Below are 24,984 nucleotides of genomic sequence, written 5' to 3'. Positions count from 1 at the left end.
CCCAGGATTATTCGTCCCCGTAAAGGTCACTTCCCTAACTCAAGGAACCTCGAATATGAAGATTCTACACACCTCTGATTGGCATTTGGGCGATAGGCTTGGTCGGATTGAGCGTCGCCCTCACATCAAAAAATCTCTTTACCAAATTGCCCGCTATCTTGAGGAATACCAGGTAGAGGTAATGATAGTGTCAGGGGATATTTTTAGTGACCGACTACGAGCTGAACAGCGTCGTGACGCTATGGATGATTTCAAGGAAGTTTTTTCGCCCTTTCTTTATCGGGGTGGCTCAATAGTCGCCATAAGCGGTAATCATGATAACGAGGTTTTCTTTGAAACGCTTCGTACCACGATTTCTATGCTACCAACCGGGGTTAAAAAACCAGATGGTAGCTATAGTGGTGGTTTTTATATCAGCTCCCGGCCTGACCTTGTACGGCTTATTGATAAAGAGGAGCAGGTTGTCCAATTTGTCTTGATGCCCTACCCGCGTGCTAGTATTTATCTACGCGACGAAAAGTTAAATTATACAAATCTTGCTGAAAAAAACCGCAACCTCCAGGAAGCCTACACTTTAGTTTTGAGTAGCATCCAGGAAATGTTGGAGCGTTCACAACCCTCGGTATTGGTCAGCCATGTGCATGTGCGGGGCGCACAAGTCCATAACCTGTTCCACCTTACCGAAAACGAAGATGTTGTTTTTGAGCCTTCCCAAATCCCTTCCCATTTTTCCTATGCGGCTTATGGTCATATCCATAAATCGCAGAGGGCAATACCTGGAGCTGACCACGTTCGTTACGCCGGGAGTATTGAGCGGCTTGACCTAGGCGAAAAAGAAGACCAAAAGAGTGTGGTTTATCTGGAAATAAAAAATGGGCGGCGGGTAGACGTACCTAAGTTATTGTCGCTAGAGTGTAGCCCTATTTATCAGCTTGATATTACCGACCCTGAACAGATAGACCACCTGCCCGATATTTATCCCGACCATAACGAAGCATTGATAAGTTACAACCTGCATTATCATCCGACTACCCACAATCGAGATGTCCTAATGCATAGAATTGAGGAGATTTTCCCTAATTGGTATAAACGTGACATCATACAATTCGGGCTTGATATAGGGAATAGTCCGCTCACTAATTTCGATTTTAGCCAGCCCTGGAAAGAAATTGTCCGAAACTATCTGAACGAGGAGTTAAAAAAACAGTCAGACCAATCCTTGGGGGAGGAAATACGTGAACTAGCTAATCGCTTGATGGAAGAAAATGAGGTGCAGGCATGATTCCTCTTAAGGTCAAACTAAAGGGCTTTCTCAGTTATCGGGAAGAACAAACCCTGGATTTTCGGGATGCCACTCTCTGGGTTCTCTTCGGGCGAAATGGGCATGGTAAATCTGCCGTTTTTGACGCTATCACTTTTGCTTTGTTCAAGGAGCATCGTGGCGGTAAACAGGATGCCATCGAGCTGATCAATAAAGACTCAACCGAATTACTGGTTGAGTTTGAATTCCAGATGGATCAGGATATCTATCGAGTGAAGCGGACTCAGAGCCGCAAGGGTAGAGCCAGCCGTCAGGCAATTCATGTATGTGGGCCTAGCCGACCTTACTTCAACCGTGAAGGGGAACAGTCCATACCAGGGACGGAGGGTGATAGCCAGTTTGAAGAATGGGTAAAGAATACCATCGGACTGGATTATGAGGCGTATACCGCTTCTTTCCTATTATTGCAGGGAAAGGCAGATGTAATTTTACAGGCTAAAGCTCCTGTTAAACTGGAAATGTTAAAACAACTTGTAAAACTGGATAACTTTGACCGCTTATATCAACTTACAAAAAAACATTCAAATGAATTTTCAGTAAATGTCAGAGTATTAATGGGGCAAATCGGGAAGTTGCCAGAATATACTGAAGAACAAGTTGCCTTCGCCGAAGAGGCGGTTAAAGTGGCTCAAGAATCTGAGGCTCAAGCTCAAAATCTACTGGTGAAGCTGGCTGGGCTAAAAGAAAAGGCCAGAAATTGGCAAAAATTGTTGGCAGAAGAAATTACCCAAAATGCTCAAGTAGCCGAGGCTGAAAATTTACTTTCAGAGGAAGATGAAATAAAAATTAATGCCGAACGTTACCACTCTCTTGGGGCGGCCCTGCCAATATTGCGGCGTTTACAGGAAGAACAAAACCGCCTGGATGAGAGCAATCGTTTAGGCGAAAACTACCATCAGGAAGAACAAAAGCTGGCCGCTAATGTAGCCCAACTTACTACCGCTCTCGAAAATGCCGAAAAGCAGGTAATAGAGCTGACTAAAGCATTTAATGCCGCCAAAAACCAGCAAAAAGAAGCATTACAGATCAAGCTCGAACTTTCCCAGGCTGTATTTGCGATTGGTGAGTGGGGAAAAAATGAAAAAAATCTAGAGGCCCTGGAGAAGCAGTTGGTTGGGTTTCCCCTGAATTTGTCAGAGCAGCTATATGCCCAAACTCAGCTAGTGGGAGAAGCTGATAAGGCTAGAGTAGTGCTAGACCCCTTGCGCCGCTATACCGATGCCCGCCAAGAGTGGCAAAAGGCCGATGAGCAGGAAAATCAACACCAGCAAGACTTGCGAAATATTGATGCCCATATAGTTGAATTACAAAAGTCACTAGCTGAGTCCGAAAAGCTGAAAACCGAGGCTGGACAGGCGGTAGCAACAGCAAAAGTAATATCTACAACGAGCGAAACCTTACAAAAGGAACTTGAAAATCGACTCAAGCGGTTTAAACAAATTGAGGGAAAGCCCACCTGCGACTATTGTGGGCAGGAATTAACGCCTGAACATATTGAGACTGAACGCGCCCAGCTTGAAGGAATAGTGGCGGAAGCTAAACAAACGACTCTTGAAGCTAGAAAGTGCTGCACTGCCCTAGAAAAAGAGGAACAAGCTACCATAGCCTCTTTTACAGCTCATGGGGAAAAGCTGAGGCAGTCAGGTTTGGACCGGCAACAAATACAAAATCATCTGGATACGTCTCAACGTGACAAAATGCGGACTGAAAAAGCTGGACGTGAGGTTATTAGTCAGTTACCCGAACAATATCGTGCTAACTTTAACCTTGAGGCCGGAATTGTAGCCTGTTTTGGCCTGCCCTATCCTCAAATTGAGGTGCTGACGAGGTTGAAACAACAAAATGATAGCTATCCAAGAGCAAAGAAAGAGTTTGAAGAGCTTCAAAAGCGGGCTAATGAGCGTCAGTTATTGGTTTCTAAACTTGAAGAAGTTCAGCAAAAGATTGTGACCTACCAGGAGCAGTATCCCAGTTCTCGCCGTCAGGAAATTATTGAAGCTAACCAGGAAGCTGAGAACTTGGAGGCCCTGGCTAACCTGGAAACCCAAAAAGTGCAACCGCAGTTCGTTACTGCCACTAAAGAGCAAAATAAGTTGCAGAAGGATTTGGACAAGGTCAAAGAGTCTCGCCAGAATGCGGCTAATGCGGTCCAAAACGAGCTAACCAAACAGGCAGAAATCCGCCGGGCCTTGCAGCAACAGCGCGATTCCCTGGAGGCAGACTGGCAAAGTCAGGTTGCTACTCTTACGCTGGAGCAAGTAAAAGCCTGGGAAGTTGAAGCTAGAAAGTTAGTTGGCGCACCCGCTCGCCTTGAAAAACTAGCAGAAGCTCATTATGGTTTTGTGTCGTTAAAGCGACAGCTTGACATGGTTAGGGCTCAACTTGAGGCGATACCGCCCGAAGAAAAACTAACCGCCCAACAGGTAGAACAGCAGGAAACCACAGCCCAGAAAGCTTTGGAAAAAGCCAGAGGTCAGCGCGAGGCTTCTGAGGAGCAACTACGTATCATTCAGAACGTTAATCAGCAAAGGGCCAATTTGGAAAACCAACGTCAAGAGGCCAACCATCAAGCCCTATTACATAAAACACTGGCAGACCTTCTTGGACCGAATCATCTCCAGCGTCACTTGCTTGATCAAGCTGAAAAGGGTATTGTAAGTAATGCAAATCAAATTCTGGACAACCTTTCCAACGGAACGATTCAACTCAAACTTGTGGGGAGTTCCCTGGATTTGGAAGCCCTCATCCGGGATGGCGATAATGTCAAAAGCATTGGGGTAGCTTACCTGAGTGGTAGCCAGAAATTTCGGGTAGCCGTCAGTTTGGCTTTAGGTATGGGTCGTTACGCCAGTCGTAGCGGTAGGTTAGGGGAGTCGGTTATAATTGATGAAGGCTTTGGTAGCCTGGACAAAGAAGGGCGGCAGGAAATGATTGATGTCTTGCACGAGCTTAAAGATATGCTCGCCCGCATTATCCTGGTATCGCATCAAGAAGAATTCTTTGAATCATTTGAGCAGGGTTACGAAATCCGGTTAGTAGATGGTACTTCTATCGCTAAACGTAGGTAATTATTTTTATAAAGATTTACCATGAACTCATATGTAGATTGCGGTTGTCAATAGGGCCTCCCGCAATCTCGCTGATTCAAATACATTTTGAACCGGAATTTTTGTAACCTTAACCGTAATCTAATCTCAAAATGGTTTGCACATCAGCGAACCTGCGGAAGAGCCGACTAACCGGGTACGACAATAAGAATTGCCGCATAAAGCAAGGCTGAGAAAAGGTATATCATGGTGTTCCCCAACAAGCAAAGAAATCTTAAGGAGAACACCGTGAAGAAAGATAGCGATGTCCAGCAATTGGTATTACAAACCAACTCTGGAACTACCACCGAAACTGTACTTGTGCCAACAAGAGACATTTGGAAAAACCTAGATACCGGTTTAAACTTGGGTAATAATTGGAGTACAAGCAACTTTAATGACACCGGTTGGGCTTCTGGTAAAGCTAAACTGGGTTATGGGAATGGCGACGAAACTACTACTGTTAATTTTGCTGGTAACTGGCTACAAACTGTCATTCTTTTGTTAGTTCCGGTACGGGTTTCTATTTCCTATAGCCCCGTTTATCTAAACGTCAAATATCAGTGTTTCCCCTATTAAAAATCAAGTACTAAAATACTATCTGCAAAGCTAAACAACTTCTTGACAAATTCCGGCCGTTATGGCTAAGTTAATGCTGGACACCTAATATTCTTTTTCAAACCGATCATATTATTAGGATCGGCTATATAGCTTTTCTGGCATTTTAACCGACCTCCCAGCAACTCCCTTTTCGCCGCTCCTGCCACATTCCTTTACCGTTAAAAGCCCAACAGAAACAGGAGTGATTACTCCCCACGCCTTGCGGCGGCGGTATCACGGTGCATCTCACACCCACACGGGCAGGAGTGCCATCTAACGCTAAGTTCTTTCTTAGTAATTACGCCGCAGTTGGGGCATATCTGTGAAGTTTGACGAGGGTCTATTTCTATCAGCTTACTACCAGTCTTTGCAACTTTGTAGCGAAGCATAGCGATGAAACAAGACCATCCGGCATCGTTCACAGACTTGGCAAGCATACCAGCCGCCAAACCCTTGATATTCAAATCTTCTACAGCTATCAAGCTGTAGGTATTGACTAGGTTTCTCGAAAGTTTATGTTGAAAATCCAAACGACAGTTCTTAACCTTACGGTGGGCGCGACTGAGTGCCAGACTAGCTTTGCGTTTGAGAGGGTTACGGCGGGACAACCGCTTAACCTTATCACATTTTCGTTGGATTTTGGTAAGCTTTTTTTGGGCTTTACGGTAGAAACGCGGGTTTTCAACCTGTTCCCCGTTGCTAAGATTGACGAAATGCTCAATCCCGACATCAATCCCGATAGCATAGCCGGAATGATACTGGGGCGTTTCTATCTTAGTTTCAACCGAAAAGACTACAAACCAGATGTTACCCGCTTCCCGTTTGATCGTACAGGTTTTGACCCTGCCCAACACTTCTCGATGAAACTTGACCTTGATTGTGCCGATTTTGGAGAGGGTCAGCTTATCGTTTTTGAGAGCCCACCCGCCCTGCGGGAAAGTAAAACTATCGTAACGATTACGGCCCTGGAAACGTGGAAATCCGGCCTTTACCCCGCGCTTAACCCGGCTGAAAAAGGCTTTGAAAGCAAGGTCTACCCTTTTGAGTACATTTTGCAAAACCTGACTATGGATAGTAGTCAGGTCTGTACGTATTTCTTTAATCTCAGGAAGCTGGTTTTGCTGGTCATAGTAGTTGAGAGTGATACCCTTCATGCGGTAGGCTTCACGACGTTCTGTGAGGGCAGCGTTGTACAATTCCCGGCACAATCTAAGGGTATTTTCCAAAGAGTGTTGGGCTGGTTTGGTTGGGTATATTCTGAATTTGCACATGCGCCGGGTTTGCACTTATTTGCCCTTCTGGTTCTCTACGTACTTTTTGATGATCTCAAGGGTTACGTCCCCTACTGTGTAGCAAGCATAAGAGTTAGTCCAAAGGCTAGAAAGCTTGTGTTTGAGTTCGGGAAACTCTTTTCTAAGTTGAAAGCTACTCGCGCCTTTGATGTACTTTACCAATTTATGAACACCGAATTGAGGTTCACACCCTACCAAAAGATGAATGTGGTCTGGCATAATTTCCATTTCTACCAATTCTTGACCCCACTTTTCTATTATTTCCAAAATAATAGTTTTGAGCCGCTCATCTATTGGCGAAACTAGTACAGACCTACGGTATTTTGGACAAAAAACAACGTGATAATGGCAGTTGTAAGCGTTATTATTGTTGGTTTTAAGTTCAGTTTTCATAAAACATTTTATAACACAAAGATAGTAGATAAGTCAGACTAATCTACTGCCTTGCTATTGCAAGAAAGGAGTGCCTTATATCCCAATAGCTAAAAGTTACTGTTGGCAAACTCAAAAATCGAAAGAAAAACAGTTTTTTCACCTACGAAACTAAAGTCATTTCCTATTTCACTAACGAAATTAAGGTAAAACAGCTAATTTTTTTAGTTTTGTAGGTAAGCCAACAGTAACCCAAAGCTAGGGGGCTTACGGCACGTATGTTAAAGAGATTGGCTTTAAATTTCATTTTACCAATCATTTTTATAGGTCTGCTGGGGGTGGTGGCCGGCCGGCTGATAGACCGCCTTTCGGCTAGAACTCTTTCAACCAGCAAAAAAACGGGAGTGCCAGACCATTTTTCCGGCTGGCTATTTCCGTTTATTACGGCCGGTGTCCAGGTGGTAGGCTGGCTGCAAACCCCTTACAGGGTGACCCCTTTATATGTTTATGCCCTCAATTTGATTCTGGTCTGGTTGCTATTATTGATAGCGGCAATTGACCTGTATACCCACCAGATCTTCCCTAAAACTCTGGTGCTGTTGGGGGCGGTGTCACTCGCGCTTCCCACTATAGCCGTGTTTTTAAATCCGGTGGTGGGAGTAGCAAAAGCCAGTGACAACACGGTTTGGCCGGTACTGGCCGGAAATCCGGCGGTCAAAGAGCCAGAGTTTATCCAATTATGGTCGCTAAACTTGCTGGATAGCCTGGCCGGAGCACTGGTCATGTTGCTACTGTTTGGACTGTTTTTTATTATTGGACGGGCTTTCTTCGGCCGGGAGGCGGTAGGCGGCGGAGATGTAGTGCTTGCAACAGTGGTGGGTCTGGCGCTGGGCTTAAAGCGCACCCTGGCGGCACTCCCGGTTATATTTCTAGCCAGTCTGGTGGTAGGGTTGGGTTTACTGGTAGCAAGCAGAATTCAAGGCAGAGACACCCAAGTGAGCAGGACACTGGCCTTTGGACCCTTTATCTGTGGCGGGGCTATCTGGGTTCTGCTGGTAGTTTGAGATTCTACCGATGCCGCCCCTGCCCGAAGGTAAACCCTTTTCCCTGATATTTCCAGCATTTAGCCCATGAACCCGGAGTAATTATGTTTTCAGGTCTAAAAAATCAGGCTTTGAGAATAATCAGAAATTATGAGAAGCGTTATGCGGCACTGACTGAGGCAGAATTGCTGGGGCTGGCTGGTGGGTTTCAGGCAGAACTTGCCAGTGGAGGTATCACTTCCTCGTTACTACCCAGGGCTTTTGCGGTGGTGAGGGAGGCGGCCTGGCGGGAACTGGGTTATCGCCACCACCCTGAGCAACTCATGGCCGGGATCGCCCTTTCTGAGGACAAGTTAGTGGAGATGAAGACCGGGGAAGGCAAGACCCTGGCCATCACCGCCCCGGCTTTCCTTGCTGCGTTAAGGGGTAGTGGGGTGCATATTGTCACTGCCAACGACTACCTGGCGAAACGTGACTGCGCCACCATGGGTGGGGTATATAGCCGACTGGGTATTTCCTGCGGGGCTATTACTGCTGTGGCGGAAGCACAATACCGCTATGAACCCCGGCGCAAAACTCTGGTGCCCTGTACCAGGCAGGAAGCTTATCAAGTTGACATAACATATGGAACTGCTCCTGCCTTCGGGTTTGACTACCTGAGAGATAATCTGGTGCAGCAGGCACAGGACAGAGTGCAACGGGGGTGCTACTTTGCCATCCTGGATGAGGCCGATAATATCCTGCTAGACGAAGCCCGCACCCCTCTTATTATTAGCGGGCGGAGTAACCAATCGGTGGAGGGTTTTTACCGGGCAACCGAATTGATTAAAAGGTTGGCACCAGATCAAGATTACGAAGTAGCTGCACTAAAGCGCAAAGCGCATTTCACCGAAAGCGGGATTACCCGGCTGGAAAAGTGGCTGGGATTAAAAGAAAGCCAAACTCTCTATGACGCGGAACGTTCGGAACTCTACTACCTGGACATAGCCCTGCAGGCTCTTACTCTCTACCACCAGGGGGAGGACTATCTGGTGTTGCTGAAACCCTCCCTGGCTGGAAAGAGGCCCTCTGAGGGAGGTGACTGGGAGCAGCTTGCACGCCAGCGCGAAAAGCTGCTCCCACCCGGTCTGGAAGCCTCCAAGCCGTTTCTTACTCTGGCACAAGCCGAGAAACAAGCAAAGCCCGGAATGCTGGAGGGGGAAATAGTGCTGGTAGACCGGGAGCGAAGCGGGCGCCCTATGCCGGGTAGAAGGTTCAGAGGTGGACTGCATGAGGCCCTGGAGGCCAAAGAAGGGTTAGTGGTGCAACCTTCCCCGGTGACATATGCCACTATTTCCTTGCACGCCTATTTCAGAGGGTATGAGAAACTGGCTGGATTAAGTGGCACTCTTACCCAGGACCGGGACACCTTTCACAAACTATACAGGTTAGAAGTCTTAGAAATTCCCTCCCATAAATCCTCCCGCCGCCGGGATAAAAAACCGCTATTGTATCGCACCAGGCAGGAGGCACTGGAAGCCCTGGTAAGCGACGCAATCAGGGTCAGGGAGAGCGGCGCAGCGGTGCTGATCGGTACCACCGGGATAGCGGATAGTGAGGCGGTGTCCGGCTACCTTGCAAAACGAGGCATACCTCACCTGGTACTGAACGCCAGACAGACCGAGAGGGAAGCCTTGATTGTGGCACAGGCTGGTTTCCCCGGTCGGATTACAGTGGCAACCAGCATGGCGGGTAGAGGTACCGATATTCTCCTGGGTGGCCGGTATGAGGATCACCTGGCGGATCTGGCCCAGAAAAGGGGACTGGTAGAACAGGTGGACCGGGGTAGCTCGGCCTGGCTAAAGCTAGAGGAAGATGCCAGAGAGAGGACCAAACGGGCCAGGGAGCTGGTACTCAACTCAGGCGGCTTACATGTAATGGGGTTGGGGTTGTCAGCTACTAAAAGGCTGGATCTGCAACTGATCGGGCGAACAGGGCGGCAGGGCGACCCCGGTTACTCCAGATTATATCGTTCTCTGGAGGAGGAACTGGTGCTAAAGTTTGCCGGTGGGTGGGGGGACGGGTTATCAGAGCGGTTGGGTTCTGGAGTCGAATGGGGTGAATCTATTACCAAAAGACTGGCTGAAACGGTGGTAGAGGAATGCCAGCGCAAGCAAGAGGGGCAGCACTACGAGGAGTTGAAAAGAGGTATTGAATACGACCGGGTGCTGGAGGTACAACGGACGACCTTTTACAGGGACCGGGAGCAGGTGCTGGAAGCAGATGCTGGTCGGCTGAAAATGTTCGTCCTGAAACTTGCCAGGGAAGAAATCTCAGAGTTGGGGACAGCTTGGCTGGAGGGGGAAAATGAAGTTGGAGGGCAAGAGGGTACAGCAGGGTTAGTGGAAGCGACCACTGCCCTGTTTGGTTTTAAAATTGCGAGTGAGTTACAGCTTTTTCTGGGTTCAAGAAAAGAAGTAAGCGAGGACGCGATAAAAAAGTGGCTGTTAGCTAAACTTGAACAGGTTATGGAGCAGGCAGGGCTTGGCTTGAGAAAGGTAAACCTCTCTGAAAATATCCGAGATACCTTGCTTAAAACGTTAGATGGGGAGTGGGTCGAGTATTTAACCCCGCTTGAAGAACTCAGGCACGGGATTTTTCTAAGGGTCTATGGTGGGCAGGAACCCCTCAGGGAATACCAACGGGAAGCCTGGCACTTATGGGCTGAGTTTCAGGTGAAAAGCCAGAAAAAAATATTGGAGAATATAACTGTTTTTTGCAAGTGAAAAAGGTTCTGGTACACAACGCGTGAATCGGTGGAAATGGTACTTATAGTGTAAACGAGAGCCTTTCATAATGTAGTAAAGCATCAAAATAAGCCAAAACTTGAAGTTAACCCGGATTCGTGGAGTATAGGAAGAGGAAGAGGCAGATGCTATAATAATCTACGAAAGGGGCAGAAATGGGAGATAAGCAGAAAGAGTATCCAGTAGAATTTAAGCGAGAAGCAGTGCGCTTATTGGAAAACAGCGGTAAAACAGCGGTCCAAATCGCTAGAGAATTAGGGGTATCCGACAGTGTACTCTAGCATTGGCGTAAAATATTGGCTGAAAAAGGGGAGCAAGCTTTTCCTGGTAAGAGTTATCAAACTGAGGCTGAAGAAGAACTCCGTCGGCTGCGTCAGGAGAATGAACGACTACGGATGGAAAGGGATATCTTAAAAAAAGCCATAGCCATCTTCAGTGAAGTTTCAGTTCATTTATGAGTACAAGCAGGAATTTCCAGTTAGCCTGATGTGCAAGGTGCTGGTGGTTTCTGAGAGCGGCTATTACGCCTAGCGGAAACGACCAGAAAGTGCCAGAGCCTAGGCTAACCGGGAACTGGGAGCAGAAATTGAGCCTATATTCGAGCAGTCTAGGCAAACTTACGGTAGTCCCAGAATAAAGGCGGCGCTAAAGCTTAAAGGGATAAACTGTTCGAGGAAGCGGGTAGCCAGGCTGATGCGGTTGCTGGGGCTAGTCTCCTGTCATCGTCGTAAAAAGCGAAAGGTCATAACGACTGATAGCCAGCACAGCAATCCGGTGGCACCCAACAGGCTAAAGCGGGATTTCACGGCTACCAGGCCTGATGAGAAATGGGTGGGAGATATTACCGGGGTATGGACTAATGAAGGTTGGTTGTACCTGGCAGCCCTGGTAGATATTTATTCGAGAAAAGTAGTGGGTTGGTCGATGGGTGCCAACCGGGATGAAGCGTTGGTGGAAAGAGCCTTGGTTATGGCATTGGAGCGACGTAAACCGGGAGAGGGGCTTTTACATCATATCGATCGGGGGAGCCAATATACCAGTAGGGGCTACCGGGGTTGCTCGAGCAGTACGGGATCGAAACCAGTATGAGCCGAAAGGGTGATTGTTGGGACAATGCTCTCATGGAAAGCTTTTTCGGGACGTTGAAAGTGGAATGTACGGATCGTTATAAGTTTGAGAGTAGACGCGAAGCCAAGACAGTTATTTTCGAATATATGGAAGTGTTTTACAATCGGCAGCGGCTACATTCGGCGTTGGGTTTTATGACACCAGTGGGGTTTGAACAGCTAAATGTTTGACTATTCTCACACTCCACTAAACCGGGGCAAGTTCACAAAGAAAGTGGAGGCAAACGGTTAAGTGGACGTACCACCAAGGGTAGTCGTTGGCTTAGACAAGCACTGGTCGAAGCGGCGCAAGCGGCTCTGCACACCCGTGACACTTATCTTTCGGCTCAGGGTCGCCGATTAACAGTACGGCTGAGGCGCAAAAAAGCGGTGGTTGCGGTTGCTCACAGTATTTTAGTAATTATTTGTAACAATTCAGCCAGGGTCAGTTGACGAGGCTGGTAGACTAATAAAATGACATTAGAAGAGCAATTAGCCCAACTTCAAAACGATTACGCCCAACTTGAAGCTAAAGCCGCTTCACAGGCAGCTTTGATTGCCCAACTGATAGAACGTATTCAAACCCTTGAAGCCCGGCTCTCTCAAGATAGCCATAATTCTTCCAAACCGCCTTCTTCCGACGGGTTTAAGCGCTCGCCCAAAAAACGCAGCTTGCGCAAATCCAGCGGTAAGAAACCGGGTGGTCAACCTGGTCACGAGGGTCAGGCTCTTAAACAAAGCGAAAACCCGGATACAGTGATTGCGCATCTGCCCACCACCTGTGAAAAGTGCCAGACTGACTTAACCAAAGAAGCAGCGCTACCTCACTTCGAGCCTCGTCAGGTTTTTGAGCTGCCTACTCAACTCAAACTGCACGTCACCGAACACCGCACTTACAGCAAAAAGTGTCCTACTTGTCAGACTGTTACCAAAGCCAAATTCCCGCAGTCCGTCAAGAATTGGGTGCAATACGGACCTGGGTTTCGGGCTCTGGCAGTTTACCTGATCACTTATCAACTGCTGCCTTATGCCCGGGTGTGCGAGCTACTTAATGAAATCTACAGCGAAAGTCTTTCACCCGGCAGTTTGGTCAATATGATAGCGGAGTGCTACGAGCAATTGGCTGAGCCAGAAAAAACCATCAAGACAGCGCTTACCCAGGCCAAAGTGTTACATTGCGATGAAACCGGGTTGTATGTAGAAGGCAAGCGCCACTGGCTGCACGTAGCCAGCACACCACATTTAACCCACTATGCTCACCATTTACGGCGAGGTAGTAAAGCCACAGACGAGATTGGGATTTTACCGGCTTTCCAGGGCGCAGCGATCCACGATGGTTGGTCTAACTATCTGCGCTATGCCTGTACCCACGGTCTGTGTAACGCCCATCATCTCAGGGAACTTGCTTTTGTCTACGAACAACTCAAGCAGGCGTGGGCGGCTGAGTTCACCACCCTTCTTGTGGACTTGAAAGAAGAAGTGGAAGTCGCCAGGGCTAGGTCTGAAACCAGTTTAAGCAGTGCACGGTTAGCGCATTTCGAAGAGCGCTACCAGCAATTGATCGCACAGGGTCTGGCAGCTAATCCTCCTCCCCAGGGTGGCTGGCCTTGTGGAAAACGGGGCAAGCCCCGGCAGAGCAAGCCTAAGAACTTACTGGATCGGCTGGATAAACAGCGTCATCAAGTGCTGCTGTTTGCCTACCGTTTTGATGTGCCTTTTGATAACAATCTGGCCGAGCGTGATATTCGGATGGTTAAAGTGCAACAAAAGGTTTCAGGTTGTTTTCGCAGCCAGGAAGGTGCCAGCTTCTTTTGTCGGATAAGAGGCTACCTTTCCACCATGAAAAAGCAAGGTGAAAACTTGTTGGTTGCGCTCCTTGACACTTTTTGTGGGCAACCTCCCCTTCCCAAGCTTTTGGTCTGAACTGTTACAATTATTTACCACCTGCTTCTGCGCAGAGAATATTACAAGGAGATAGGCGGGGATTACTTCCACAAGCTAGATCAGGAGAGCATCAAGAAACGGGCTTTACGGCAATTGGAGAGCCTAGGTTATACCGTCGAACTCCAAAAGGCCAGCTAGAACTGTTTTAGCTTCAAAACTCGATTGCAGGTAAAAGGAAGCTACCCTTGCGGGCAGGCGGTTTAAGTTACCCAAATTCCATTAGCCTGTTGTTAAGTAATTTTCAGAGGAACGTCAAACCTGATTGATGCAGAACACTACAATTGATTTTGTAATTGAAGAGGATTTTGGATGCTAAAGTATATTAGTTTGTTTTCAGGTGGGTTTGGGTTAGATCTTGGAATAGAACAAGCCGCCTACAAGTCAAATGTGCAAATTGATTTGAGAGTATGTTTAGATATAAGTTTGGCAGCTAGAGAAACTATTAGACTTAACCGACCATCGTTAAATGTAATTGGAGACAACGAAGGAGATTTCGGAGGAGATTTATACCAAATTAATAGCAATCTAATACTGCAAAGAGCTAATTTAGCAATTAAAGAGGCTGATTTAGTAGTTGGAGGTCCACCGTGCCAGTCTTTTAGCATTTTAGGAAATCGCCAAGGATTTGAAGATCCAAGAGGAAACCTGATGCTCGAATTTGTGCGGGTAGTACGGGAAATACAGCCAAAGTGTTTTGTGATGGAAAATGTGGCAGGATTTTTAAGTGTGGATAAAGGGAAATCTTATCAAAAAGTAATAGACTTATTTACTGAAGCAGGATACTTAAATACACTTACTTGGGTACTAGATGCAGTGAATTTTGGTGTTCCACAGTTTAGAAGACGAGTCTTCATAATTGGTTTTAGAGAAGGCATGGAAGTACGAGGTTTAGTTCCGCCTGACTCAACGTACTTTCCACCAGATGCCATTGGCAATAATAGAAATGGTTTAATTTATCGTTGTGTGCGTGATGTGTTAGAAAATATGCCAGATGGTCTAGCAAACAACGAAAGACGAATTCATAGTGAACGAGTGCGTACAAGATACGAGCAACTTGTACAAGGAGCTAGAGATAGAATTGACCACACTGATAGATTAGCTTGGGATAGACCGAGTGGAACAGTTTTAGTGGGCTCAACCAGAGGAGGAGGTAGGCCATTTATTCATCCATTTGAACCACGACATTTAACAGTCCGAGAGGCTGCCCGTTTACAAGGCTTTCCAGATGATTGGGTTTTTGCTGGAAATCAAACTGACCAATATAGGCAGGTTGGAAATGCTATACCACCTTTACTGTCAGAGGTAGTCACAAGACAAATAATTGCTTTCTTAACTCAAGAGAATCCAAATCCAAATGAAGAAACCTTGGAAACGAATGAAAATTTATTATTAGAGATGGCAAAGTAAAGTTCTAGGCTGATCAGTTAATAAGACTGTTAAATAAATTTGTTAAAATATTTTATGACTTAAGAATGCTTCTACCTCCTGTTCTAGAAAGCAAAATGTTAGGTGGTAACCATCTATTATTAAAATCTTCCTGATGATACTGACAATACATATCATTGATATAACTACAACTAGGACATCCATCAAAACACCCTTGGGCGCAACCATTAACATGGTCAGTAGCAGCCAAAATAAGTTTGACTAACCCTTGTCCACGGTTTATTAGCTGAACTACGCCACCCCGTCCGATTGACTCACGTTCGTATAAGAGAATCACTCCCGCCTGTGGAAATAATATAGAACCAAGAACTTCATTGCCAATTTGACGATGTGCATTAATGAGTATGGCATGCTCTAAGGCATGTAGCGCACTTATTAATGGAAATTGATTATGTTGTAGAGATATAGGTTGTAGTAGTTCACGTAATGGAATAATACCAAGTTCCTCGCGTTCTGTTTGTAACAAGTCATTATAAGATGTAGTTATATAAGGATAAAGCTGTGAAAGACGTTCAATGATTTTTGATTTATCTAACTCTATAACTAGGGCTGATCCTTCATTGATCATTCCAAAACATTGATAATCAGTTAAGCCCTCTGGATCTCTAAAAAAACGTGCAAGGCGATCAGGGAGTTGGACGGGTGAGCGAGGATGCTTCATGATGTCACCAGCCTGATAACCATAAATAGTAGTAACAACGCGCACACGATTAAGAAGATATGCATTTGAAATGCAAGCATTCTCAATTACTTCTATCTTGTCTAGGTCTAAAATAGAATTTGTAATATTTGCAAGCGGTTTTAACTCGAAGTAATCTGCCCAATTCTGAGCACTTTCTATTGCGGCTGTAGGAAAGGTAGCTGGTTCAAGAGGTTCATCTTTGAGAAACATTTGAACATCTACAAGAGGATGAAGAGCATTTGAAGCAGAAGCTGGAAAGGCACTCATAAAAGTAATATCTGTTTTGTCATCGGAATTTTCTTTAGGTAAATAACACTTTAAACAAAGTTCTTGAACGTTTTCTAAATATTGCTTACAAGAATTGCACTTCCATTGCCAAGAAACTAGATTATTAGTATTGTGTTTTTCGAGATGAATATGTCCGGAACTGCATTCTGGGCAAGGAGGAGGTGTGCCTAAAAAGTTATCAATATTAATTGTCCGCCGATTGGTAGGGGTAGAATTTGAACGTTCTCCTTTAGGAAAAAGTTCTATGACATTAGCACAACGAGCGCACCCAAAAACAATAGGCTCTTGAATAAGCTGGTCATGACGGCAACAAGGACATGTAAGATTAAGAGGGGGTCGTGCAGGATTAAGGGCAAGAAAATGACCACAATATTTGCAGTGGAAAGTACGTGGATAAAGTTTAGTACGTACCTTTGCTTGTTCGTTTACTAAGATGAAGCTTATATGACTTGCACGGACAGGAGGAAATTGGGTTGCGTCAATAGTAGTATCTAGATCTTCTTCCATTAAGGGTAAATCACCAAAAATTTCACTGAAGTCAAAGTCTTGTTCCCCATTATCAGCAGCCGAGGTAGTTGTAGAAAGTTGCAATTGTTGTAGATTTCTACGACGTTGTTGCTCTTGAAAATGTAACTCAACTTTGTCATGCTCTCTTGTTAAATGTTGGGCAAGACGTTGAAGAACGTGAGTAATCATTCGATTGCGAGTGTCCCCATCAGCATTATCAATATACACAACTTTAGTTATCGCATTAGAAGAATTCCAAAATGCATCAGGATATACTTTGAAAATTACAGCGGCGGGAGAGAGTAAAGTTGTCTTAGACATTAAAGGTTCTCCTCTTCAAGTATTACAGGTTCAGGATTAGCAGTACCAACCAAGATCTCTACGGGCTCGTCCATTTCTTCTTGTTCAGGATCAGTAGTAGCACCAATTAAATCCAGGAGTCCCTGATCAATACAATTAATACGTACAATATTATTAGCACGACCGCGTAGGCTATAAGTGAGCCATTGTTCGCTAGATTCAGTCATAACTTTAATTAAAAACTCATTCTGTGTTCTTAATTCTTGAAAAAGCCTGCGACTTTTATCATTAACAATTGTATTAGTATCGATTCTAAGTTCTTCGTCATTGCAAAGCACCCGAGAAATCCCACCTTTAAGTATATTAAGACCTTTGTTAAAATCATTTCTTCCAATATTGGATATAACTTGATTTACGCCGTTCGCGTTCGCCCATTTAGGTTCGCGCAAACAGAAGGAGCTTAAAAGAGCTTTAGCAACATTACCAAAAATTTGATCAGAGCAATAAAGATTAGTACTCTTTACTGGAAGTGCGTCGTAATATCCTGAAACATCGGATAAGACAGCATGAAAATGTCGATAAAGATAAACATCACGCGGGTAAGCTGGAAGCAAAATAATATTGACATGACCACTAAAATAACCACGTCCTGTACGCCCTGCCGTCTGAACGTACTCAGTAAAACCTTTGGGAACTCCAAACATTATCATATGGTTAAGGTCTTGGATGTCAATTCCTAAACTAATAACCAAATTTGCAAGAAGAAGGTCTAATTGACCTGATATAGCTTTCTGAATAATCTCACTAATTTTGTTTTTAGGAGCTTCACCACTTAAAAAATCTATATTGAGGCTTTGGCCGTAACGATTCCGATAAAAATCCCTCAAAGACCGTTGTAGGTCGAATCCGTCTTGTTTTTTAAAAACATAACCAAGTAAAAAATCCCAAGAGGTGGGTTTAGTAGTAATATTTTGTAGTATTTCTTTAAGATCGGGTGCTTGGTTATATCTGCCTCGTAAATGTAGATGGGAATTCAGAACAGCGCGGAGGAAAGCCTGTTTCGAAGATATGCGCGCTGGCATATTGACCAAAACACGATAGCGGACAGTTTTAGGCTGAATAAGAAAATAGTCTGTAAGCTGGTTTGTGGCAGGAATAGGAATGATCTCATCCTTAGTTGTGTCTTTACGTGTAATGGCTTCAAGGAGCTGAGTCTCATTTGCAATTGTAGCAGTAGCGGTTTCATAACGTATAGACAGAGTACTTTGCTTAGATAGAATACGTTGCATCGCTTCAAGAGTAGAGAGAAATACAGAAAGATATGTAGCAGATTCACCATACAAGCTATGAACTTCGTCAAAACCCATATAACGAATTGGTTTGCTAATGGCGTTAGACGTGAAGGTACCGGGGCAAGTTGAGTCAGAAAAAATTTGATTGCATAAAAATTTTTGAGGTTTTAGTTGCAAACCTGCATCTGTATAAGCGCGGGCACAAATCTGACAATAACGTACAGGAGATCCAAAAAGACCGTAACCATATTGTTCAAAGGATTTTACAGTAGCTACGTGAAAGAGTTTATCTGGAGTAGCAATAATAATATCAGGTAAAAAAGTAGCTACTTCATGTGGGTTACGCATATAGTTAATAATATGGTTGCACTTAGGACAGCTGGCTAATATTTTTGCATCTATCTCATTTAAAGCAGAGTGTCTTTGTGCTACCAATGGAGCATGCCCGCAGGCAGGACACTTGCCAAAGTAGTACATTGCTTCACCTACAGCAGGTTTAAGAACCAACCGATAAAGTGGGTCACTTGCACCCATTAATAATCCACCAGTAACATTCAGCTCAGGCAATTTTTGGCGCATTTGATAAACAAAAGCAGTAAGACGACGAAACATATCTTCGTTCAAAATACGGGTAGGAAAAAGCAATATTGATGTAGAACGTTGATTTCCACATAGAGAAGAAATTGCAGCATTGACCATAAAGACAATTGTTTTACCAGACCCTGTTGGAGCACGAACAATAGTAACAGTTCGTTCCTGACCAGTAGATTCAAGTTTTATACCAGTTGTTATAGCTTCCCATTGGAATAGGTGAAATCGTTCAAATTTAAAAGCTTCCGCAGCTGCAAGTAAAATATTACGAATCGTTGCCCAATGATTAGTTATAAAACTATCAAATTGCGAATTGCGATTAGAACAAATACTCAGAAAGGACTCGGGACTAACAGTTATTTCAGAAATCTTCGGCCCAGGAGCAGGGGTTTCGCGTGGGGTGTCGAAAACTCCAAAAGTAGTTAAGGATAATTTACTACTATCTCTAGGATGCAGTGTAGCGATACATCCTGACTGCGGCACCTGATAGAGACGTTTTTCTGCTTCCTCATGAAGCCTCTCTTCATCAAGCGATATAACGCTTTGTTTTACGTCTGCATACTGTTGAAGCGGGAAATCAGCTTTCGCTCCGACAAGTGTAATTTGCATATGAGGTAAAATAAGGGTACTGAGCAATATATTGTTGCGATTTGTATTTTCTACGTTTGATTGATTGTGGAGTGAAATAGTGATTTTGGCAGAGGTAGGGGAATAACGTTTCCAGGAAAAATTTAGTTGAAGAGAACACTCGTTAACTTTACGTTGGAGATAAAAAAATCGCAGGTTTGCTGGAAGTTGTTCAGCCGGTATTGGATGTAAATTATTTTCGTTTTGATTTAAATGCAAGTTATCTTGTTCATCAATATAAGCATAGATATTTTTAATTCCCTTTTGGATAACAGGAATTACCTGATTTCCGCTTGGAATATTTATATCGAAAGTATGAGAAAAATCAACAACCTCTAGTTGCCCAGCTAAAGCGCGCAACCGGTTACCTGCTGCTTCTTGTAGTTCATATTGTGTGCCGTTAATTAAGGGGAAAAGCATTTCTTCAGGGGGTTGGGTGTTTGGCTCAATATTTGGATAAAACCGATCTCTTCCTACTGCTAAAAGTGATGGAAGTGCAGCACGTAAACGAATTTTACAAGCCCAATCAGCGTTTTCGATGTTTACAGGAAAAGTAACACTCATTGTGGAATTTGTGCCAATTCCTCTATACGCCTCATTCTGAACAATACTGGCAGGGAAAAGTGCATTAGCTGCAACAGCTTCATCAAGAACAGTACCTTCTAAGTAGGTTAAATCGATAACTTCAGAAGCACTAATTTCATCTAAATAAAGACGGTCGTTGCTATCATAGGTAGTCCAGTCCAATATTTCTTTTATCCATTGAGTAAGTAGATAACGAGATGAAGCTGGTTGGTAAAACATTATTTTAACATTCTCCTTATTTAGACTTCAGGTAACCTTTGTGGAAGATGGAAAATACAATTTTTTTCTTCTATAGATAAACCTGTACAGCGTTGTAGAATACGAGGTGAAACGTAACGTTCAATTGCCACTGGGATTATTTCAATATGATTTGTAGCTCTAAGCAAATTTACAGCATGTAAAATAGTTGCACCTGTAGTAATATTATCGTCAAGGAGAAATATGCGTTTATTTGATAATTTTACTGCTACATTTTTATCAAGTTCATATTCATTTTTAGTTAAAATTTGTCGTTCTTGAAAATTAGATTGCCTAGTAGATTTTTTTTTATTACGAATAATTGCAGGAACTATTTCACTTCGAAAATAAGAACTAACTCCACTTACAACCTGAAACCATCCGTTGGTTTCAGATATAGAGTTTCCCAGAGGTATTGGAACAATAACTGAGTCTGACCAAAGAAAATTTTGAAGAAAAGCAACAAGGAGATTAGAAACAGGATGTGTATAAGTGAAGTTGATTTTGTGTAAATTATTCAGGATTTTTGTAGATGTAGGCGTGGCCCAACCCACAGCCCTAATAGTCAGTTGATTTCTAATAAAAATACAATTAGAGACATGATTATAATCTTTTCGATGGAGTTCTAAACAATAGGTACAAATCTGATGGGTTTCACTTAATTCAGAAGGGCACTGGATTGACTCCAGGAAAAATCGTTGGAAAACTTTCCCACACTCAATGTTGAGTGAAGGCTTAATACAAGTATTACAAAAGTTCTTGAGCATTTGGCTTCGCTGCTCTTCTGTCACTGGTGTTTTTTTTGTAAGTCTAAAATAATCTGAGTTAAAAATCATAATTCTAATTTTTAGCTAAACCTGTAAGACAGTTTTAAAGATAACTTGTACTATATAACTTGCATTTTTAGATGACCTAATTTTACAACAAATACAAATCTAAGCAAAGTAAGCTTTGCTTACAATCAGGGCGAACGCCCAGCTTTGAAACCTCTCGTTTGAAATTGGGCCAGGGGAAATGGTAGGTATCTTCTCAATAACTGGTGGCAAACGGTGATTTCTTAAAGAGTTTAAGTTCAGAATATACAGCCAAACTGTGTATTACCACATAATATTGAGAAGATACAATGGTAGCTCCCTTGCTATATATGGCACAATTCCCAAAAACTGGCAATTCTTGGATAAGACAGCAGATAACAAAATCGAGCTAGGGGAATCCAAGTGAGCGTTGACACGTGGGTTGCTCCTGAGCATATCGGCCATACGCACCACCGGGCATAGGTTTTTTTACTAGCCTTGGCTGGCTAAACTGTTACAAAAGAAATATTGTTTTAGGGTAAGCGAAGAGATTTAGCTTCAAAACTTGCCATTTCCCAACCCCTGTAATTACCCGGTTATCTTAAATCCCAACCCCAGTAAATACCCGAAAAGTGGCAAAAATATAAGATGCTGCGGTTTTAAAATAAATCTGTCAAGGTAACAATTTCCGGTTTCCCTTTCCTTCTTTTGATGTAAATTGGAGAAAAAAGGCCAGGGGATCCTCTTCAGGATAGTTTCCCCGGCCTTTTTTTATTAAATAGCGGTTACTACAAACCCCCTCTCCGAGTAATCCTCTATTTCCCCGGCTCTCGGTCGAAGAAACCCTCGGGTAATTCCAGTGTTTCCCTCAACCCCTCCCGGCTGGTATAACGGCTGCTCATAGTGCCTGCTCCCAGGTCTAGCCAGGTACAAAACCGCTTGAGATCTCTAGTTAGCATAAGCCGGAACAGGTAGTCAGCCGCTACCCCTGCCATCGCCGCATTTATCGTCAACCCCTGCTCATTAAGTAATGCCAGTTCGGCACAGGAGAGTTTACCGGTCTGAGTTTCCTCTTTCCTGGGCTTTAAGAGATCAGGAAATTGAAGGGCCGGAGATGGTAATCGGGTGCAGTAATCAGCAAGCTCAAAAGCAGTTCTCAGCTCTTCTAGGCTGCTACAATTTCCCAGGCAGACCTGGCCCGCAGACTTTTCGTTACCACTGTCAAGCCACCAGCGCTGCTTCTGCCTTTCCCAACCGGGTAACGGCAACCACTCGGCGATAGAGTGCCTGGCAGCGGCGTTATCAACACAACCCACCACCAGTTCCAAGTCGGCTCCCTCCAATTTCCGACTGACCAGTTCGCGGCTACATGGCTCTGCCAGTGTCACAATCTCCAGACCCCAGGCGGCCCCATACCGGCGCGCCAGGGTGACCGCCTTGGACCTGGATATTTCAGCCCGGCAGAAGTGTTGCCTTTCAATATTCTTCTCAGCGACAAAATCCGGATCAATAAAGGCCAGCGTAACCGCTTTACCTTTACTTCTAAGGAGGGCGGTCAGCCTGGCTAGATGGACCGCCAGGTACGAGCCGGTTCCCCCGCAGCCCACCAGCATCACCAGTGCGCTATTCCAGGACCTGGTCAGTACCGGTTTGGCGTTTAGATAATCAAAGCGCATCGTCAGCACCTCCCGTTCTTACTTCATAGCACCTCTGTCCTTTACCAGATCCTGTCCAACCTTTCCAGATCTTGCTCCACCTTTGAATTGGCCAGAGCCGATTGGTAACAGCATTTCCAACGCTTCCCGGTCTATTAACCGGCAAGTTAACATTCTCCCCTGATAGGGCATCTTCCAATCCTTCCGGTAGAGCTAATAGAAATGTCGCCGGGAGCGGGATAAAATGGCCGTAAATCCCCAACCTTAGCCGGATCTGGGGTTTATCGAAAAGGTCGCCTATAACCCCCAGGAAACGGAAGCCCCCCTGCTCATCCAGGTCGTCAGTCTCTGAAAAATAAGCTGGAAAATGGTGGTGAGAATGAATTTCCAGCAGTGCCTGCCGGTAGCTCTCTTCCCCCCGACCTACCGGACGGCAATAGGTGTGACCCTGCTCCTGTTCAGGCACTACCATCCGCCACTTCCCTCCTTCCACCAGGAAGTGAAATATCACCTCCAACATCTCGCCTTTTTCATCCCGCTGCTTGTGGCATATCTCCAACATCTGCCTTAGCAGCTCCGGGCTTATTCTCGGCAGATCCGTAGATAAATACGGCTCCAGAGGAGGAAGCCCTCGCACCGTATAGCTTGCCAGTACCACCAGCACATTTATATGCTCGCGCCACGCCTGTAATAGCAGCCCGTTACCGGCCAGCACATAGCGCAGAGCACAGTTTAGAGGAGGCAATACCCCTCCCCGGTAAATCAGGTAATCCAACATTTAGGCCTCCTTTAACACTAATTTTTCTACCGCCTGGGCGACTGTGACCTGCTGCCCCTCTCGACCGCTATAGCCGATCAGCTCTCTGACCGGAAACTTTGAGCACCCTTCCAATCGGTAGAGTAGTTGCCGCACATCCTCAGGATGGCGGCGGCATTTGTTATTGGCCTGGTGCTCGTTAAAAGGGGTCTGGATAAACATATTCCAGGCTTCTCCTATGGTGCCGGTAGAGGTTTCGGGTACACGGTTGCTGCCGTAACAGACCAATCCGTTTCCGCCCAGGTTGGGCAGGGGAGCCAGATAGAGCTTTCCGGCCGGATCAAAACCCCGGCTTTTTGTGGCCCAGACGTAGTAATTAGTTCCGCTACCGGCCAGCACCAGCCCCGGTAGGGGCACTTTTAAGCGTCGCTCTATTGCCTGTACCCCTTCCAACAGAATGAGGGAATGAGTACCCGGCGGAATAAATTGCACTGCCCACTCCTGCCCGGCCAGAATACCCCAGCGTACCAGACCGGGCGGCAACCAGCCTGTATCCACCGGCAACTGACTAAAAGCCTGCCGGAGAGTCTCGGTGGAGAGGTATTTCCAGAGCTCCACTCCCTGCCGGTTACGATAGCCAAAGACGGCTTGTTCGTTTTCCAGAAAGAGCAGTTGCCCCACCACCGCTTCTGGACGGACCAGTGAGGCTGCCGCCCCTTCTTTAAGGCTCAGTTTTGGAGCAATGTAAGGTTCCCTTTCTTCACTCATCCGGTTTTCTCCTCTCCCGGTACCGCCCCTTCTTCCCTGAGCGGTACCCGGTATAACACTTTCCACAACTCAAAAGCTACCTCCAGGTGTGCGGGGTCTGCCAGTAGCCAGTTCCCCAGTTCTTCCATTTTCTGCCAGGTCTCTTCGGCCTGCCGGGTCTCCTGGGCCAGCCAGTCCAGGTTTTCTTTATCCCAGAAAGCCTCGATTGGCATTTCGTCCGAGGCGTCCAGCATGGCACAACCGGTCTGGTGGAAAATAGCGTCAAGGGCCAGGGGTAGCTGCGCCAGCGGATCATCCCTGAGCTGGCACAACTCCTTAAGCCGTTTATTGTCGCTACCAAAGTAGGGGGACCATTCTTCCGCCGGACTACTCCGGCTTGTATAACTCTCCAGATAAGAGTCCAACCGGGGTGGGAGATAAGCCTCCCGCTCCATAACAACCTCCCGGTTAAATTCTTCCAGGTGTAAGAGGATCTGAGAATATTCGACCGGTAGCGTCAACTGCTCCGGCGAAGCACAGCCGGCCAAAAGCAACAGGATTTGGAGACAGGGAGCAAAGTCAGAAGGAGCGGTGTCATACCAGTCTATTTCCAACGAATAAACCGGGATTTCGGTGGAATACTCCCCTTCCTCGGCCATCTCCTCCAGATACTCGCTGGAAAAGGGGAACAGCGCCTGGCAGAGGTTGAGAAATTCCAGCTCACGAGGAGTGTAGCCGTGTTCCTGTCCTGATGGCAGTTCTAGCGAAACCTCGGAACTCTGCCACTTCTCAGGGAAATACTGGCGGTAAAGTTCCACCAACACCTGTAGAATACGGGAAGGAAAGGAAAAGGATTCCGGGATAAAAATGCCGTTTTGGGTTTCTCTTAGAAGACCAATTTTGTAGAATAGTTGTTCTAGCAACAC

The 24,984-nt window shown here is 45.4% G+C and carries 16 protein-coding genes and 2 pseudogenes; 9 read left to right on the top strand and 9 right to left on the bottom strand.

Annotated features, from left to right (window positions below):
* Positions 1-55: 55 nt before the first annotated feature.
* The 3 genes from OZ401_RS24720 to OZ401_RS24710 all read left to right on the top strand — a co-directional run bounded on the left by OZ401_RS24720 (position 56) and on the right by OZ401_RS24710 (position 4,986).
* Positions 56-1,282, top strand: a complete 1,227-nt coding sequence (locus OZ401_RS24720) for a metallophosphoesterase family protein (RefSeq protein ID WP_341472224.1) — start codon at positions 56-58, stop codon at positions 1,280-1,282.
* Positions 1,279-4,389, top strand: a complete 3,111-nt coding sequence (locus tag OZ401_RS24715) for an AAA family ATPase (protein WP_341472223.1) — start codon at positions 1,279-1,281, stop codon at positions 4,387-4,389. Before OZ401_RS24720 ends, OZ401_RS24715 begins: the two co-directional genes overlap by 4 nt.
* A 267-nt stretch (positions 4,390-4,656) precedes the next feature.
* Positions 4,657-4,986 (top strand): hypothetical protein, encoded by a 330-nt coding sequence (locus tag OZ401_RS24710; RefSeq protein WP_341472222.1) that lies wholly within the window; start codon positions 4,657-4,659, stop codon positions 4,984-4,986.
* A gap of 227 nt (positions 4,987-5,213) precedes the next feature.
* Here OZ401_RS24710 and OZ401_RS24705 read toward each other — a convergent pair whose 3' ends face one another.
* Positions 5,214-6,293, bottom strand: a complete 1,080-nt coding sequence (locus OZ401_RS24705; RefSeq protein WP_341472221.1) for an RNA-guided endonuclease InsQ/TnpB family protein — start codon at positions 6,291-6,293, stop codon at positions 5,214-5,216.
* A complete protein-coding gene (gene tnpA / locus OZ401_RS24700; RefSeq protein WP_341472220.1) occupies positions 6,294-6,692 on the bottom strand; it encodes an IS200/IS605 family transposase in 399 nt (132 codons plus the stop codon). It abuts the gene before it with no gap.
* A gap of 257 nt (positions 6,693-6,949) precedes the next feature.
* On the opposite strand from tnpA, the gene OZ401_RS24695 reads away from it, so the two are divergent.
* From OZ401_RS24695 to OZ401_RS24670, 6 genes and pseudogenes are all read left to right on the top strand, one after another.
* Complete coding sequence (locus tag OZ401_RS24695; protein ID WP_341472219.1) at positions 6,950-7,735, top strand: A24 family peptidase; 786 nt, start codon at positions 6,950-6,952, stop codon at positions 7,733-7,735.
* A gap of 83 nt (positions 7,736-7,818) precedes the next feature.
* Positions 7,819-10,479 (top strand): preprotein translocase subunit SecA, encoded by a 2,661-nt coding sequence (locus OZ401_RS24690; RefSeq protein ID WP_341472218.1) that lies wholly within the window; start codon positions 7,819-7,821, stop codon positions 10,477-10,479.
* A 176-nt stretch (positions 10,480-10,655) separates the two neighbouring features.
* Positions 10,656-11,798 (top strand): annotated as a pseudogene (locus OZ401_RS24685) (IS3 family transposase).
* A 39-nt stretch (positions 11,799-11,837) separates the two neighbouring features.
* A pseudogene (locus tag OZ401_RS24680) lies at positions 11,838-12,032 on the top strand (transposase); the annotation flags it as partial.
* 48 nt (positions 12,033-12,080) lie between these two features.
* A complete protein-coding gene (tnpC, locus tag OZ401_RS24675) occupies positions 12,081-13,529 on the top strand; it encodes an IS66 family transposase (protein WP_341472217.1) in 1,449 nt (482 codons plus the stop codon).
* A 330-nt stretch (positions 13,530-13,859) separates the two neighbouring features.
* Entirely contained in the window at positions 13,860-14,957 is a 1,098-nt protein-coding gene (locus tag OZ401_RS24670) for a DNA cytosine methyltransferase (protein WP_341472216.1), read from the top strand.
* Positions 14,958-15,009: 52 nt separating this feature from the next.
* Here the strand turns inward: OZ401_RS24670 and OZ401_RS24665 are convergent, their stop codons facing one another.
* The 7 genes from OZ401_RS24665 to OZ401_RS24635 form a co-directional block, all read right to left on the bottom strand.
* Positions 15,010-16,794, bottom strand: a complete 1,785-nt coding sequence (locus OZ401_RS24665) for a hypothetical protein (RefSeq protein ID WP_341472215.1) — start codon at positions 16,792-16,794, stop codon at positions 15,010-15,012.
* The gene (locus OZ401_RS24660; protein ID WP_341472214.1) at positions 16,794-20,087 is read right to left on the bottom strand and encodes a DEAD/DEAH box helicase; all 3,294 of its coding nucleotides are present in this window, start codon (positions 20,085-20,087) and stop codon (positions 16,794-16,796) included. The genes OZ401_RS24665 and OZ401_RS24660 overlap by 1 nt, the downstream gene beginning before the upstream one ends.
* A gap of 20 nt (positions 20,088-20,107) precedes the next feature.
* On the bottom strand, positions 20,108-20,896 hold the full coding sequence (locus OZ401_RS24655; RefSeq protein WP_341472213.1) for a phosphoribosyltransferase: 789 nt from the start codon (positions 20,894-20,896) through the stop codon (positions 20,108-20,110).
* 818 nt (positions 20,897-21,714) lie between these two features.
* Positions 21,715-22,575 carry a ThiF family adenylyltransferase gene (locus tag OZ401_RS24650; RefSeq protein ID WP_341472212.1) on the bottom strand — a complete coding sequence of 287 codons (861 nt, stop codon included), beginning with the start codon at positions 22,573-22,575 and terminating at the stop codon, positions 21,715-21,717.
* The gene (locus tag OZ401_RS24645; protein WP_341472211.1) at positions 22,565-23,332 is read right to left on the bottom strand and encodes a Mov34/MPN/PAD-1 family protein; all 768 of its coding nucleotides are present in this window, start codon (positions 23,330-23,332) and stop codon (positions 22,565-22,567) included. Before OZ401_RS24645 ends, OZ401_RS24650 begins: the two co-directional genes overlap by 11 nt.
* A complete protein-coding gene (locus OZ401_RS24640; RefSeq protein ID WP_341472210.1) occupies positions 23,333-24,145 on the bottom strand; it encodes a hypothetical protein in 813 nt (270 codons plus the stop codon).
* Entirely contained in the window at positions 24,076-24,981 is a 906-nt protein-coding gene (locus OZ401_RS24635) for a hypothetical protein (RefSeq protein WP_341472209.1), read from the bottom strand. The genes OZ401_RS24640 and OZ401_RS24635 overlap by 70 nt, the downstream gene beginning before the upstream one ends.
* Positions 24,982-24,984 lie beyond the last annotated feature (3 nt).

Source organism: Candidatus Chlorohelix allophototropha (genome assembly GCF_030389965.1).
Taxonomy (GTDB): Bacteria; Chloroflexota; Chloroflexia; order Chloroheliales; family Chloroheliaceae; genus Chlorohelix; species Chlorohelix allophototropha.
Note: the sequence above shows the minus strand (reverse complement) of the source record. Positions and strands in the feature narration are given on the sequence as shown.

What these genes read in the sequence shown, in the direction of transcription:
- OZ401_RS24670 (WP_341472216.1), top strand. Translation starts at nt 13,860, where the DNA reads ATGCTAAAGTATATTAGTTTGTTTTCAGGTGGGTTTGGGTTAGATCTT.
- OZ401_RS24645 (WP_341472211.1), bottom strand. Translation starts at nt 23,332, where the DNA reads ATGTTGGATTACCTGATTTACCGGGGAGGGGTATTGCCTCCTCTAAAC.
- OZ401_RS24720 (WP_341472224.1), top strand. Translation starts at nt 56, where the DNA reads ATGAAGATTCTACACACCTCTGATTGGCATTTGGGCGATAGGCTTGGT.
- OZ401_RS24715 (WP_341472223.1), top strand. Translation starts at nt 1,279, where the DNA reads ATGATTCCTCTTAAGGTCAAACTAAAGGGCTTTCTCAGTTATCGGGAA.
- OZ401_RS24650 (WP_341472212.1), bottom strand. Translation starts at nt 22,575, where the DNA reads ATGCGCTTTGATTATCTAAACGCCAAACCGGTACTGACCAGGTCCTGG.
- OZ401_RS24665 (WP_341472215.1), bottom strand. Translation starts at nt 16,794, where the DNA reads ATGTCTAAGACAACTTTACTCTCTCCCGCCGCTGTAATTTTCAAAGTA.
- tnpC (WP_341472217.1), top strand. Translation starts at nt 12,081, where the DNA reads ATGACATTAGAAGAGCAATTAGCCCAACTTCAAAACGATTACGCCCAA.
- tnpA (WP_341472220.1), bottom strand. Translation starts at nt 6,692, where the DNA reads ATGAAAACTGAACTTAAAACCAACAATAATAACGCTTACAACTGCCAT.
- OZ401_RS24660 (WP_341472214.1), bottom strand. Translation starts at nt 20,087, where the DNA reads ATGTTTTACCAACCAGCTTCATCTCGTTATCTACTTACTCAATGGATA.
- OZ401_RS24690 (WP_341472218.1), top strand. Translation starts at nt 7,819, where the DNA reads ATGTTTTCAGGTCTAAAAAATCAGGCTTTGAGAATAATCAGAAATTAT.
- OZ401_RS24695 (WP_341472219.1), top strand. Translation starts at nt 6,950, where the DNA reads ATGTTAAAGAGATTGGCTTTAAATTTCATTTTACCAATCATTTTTATA.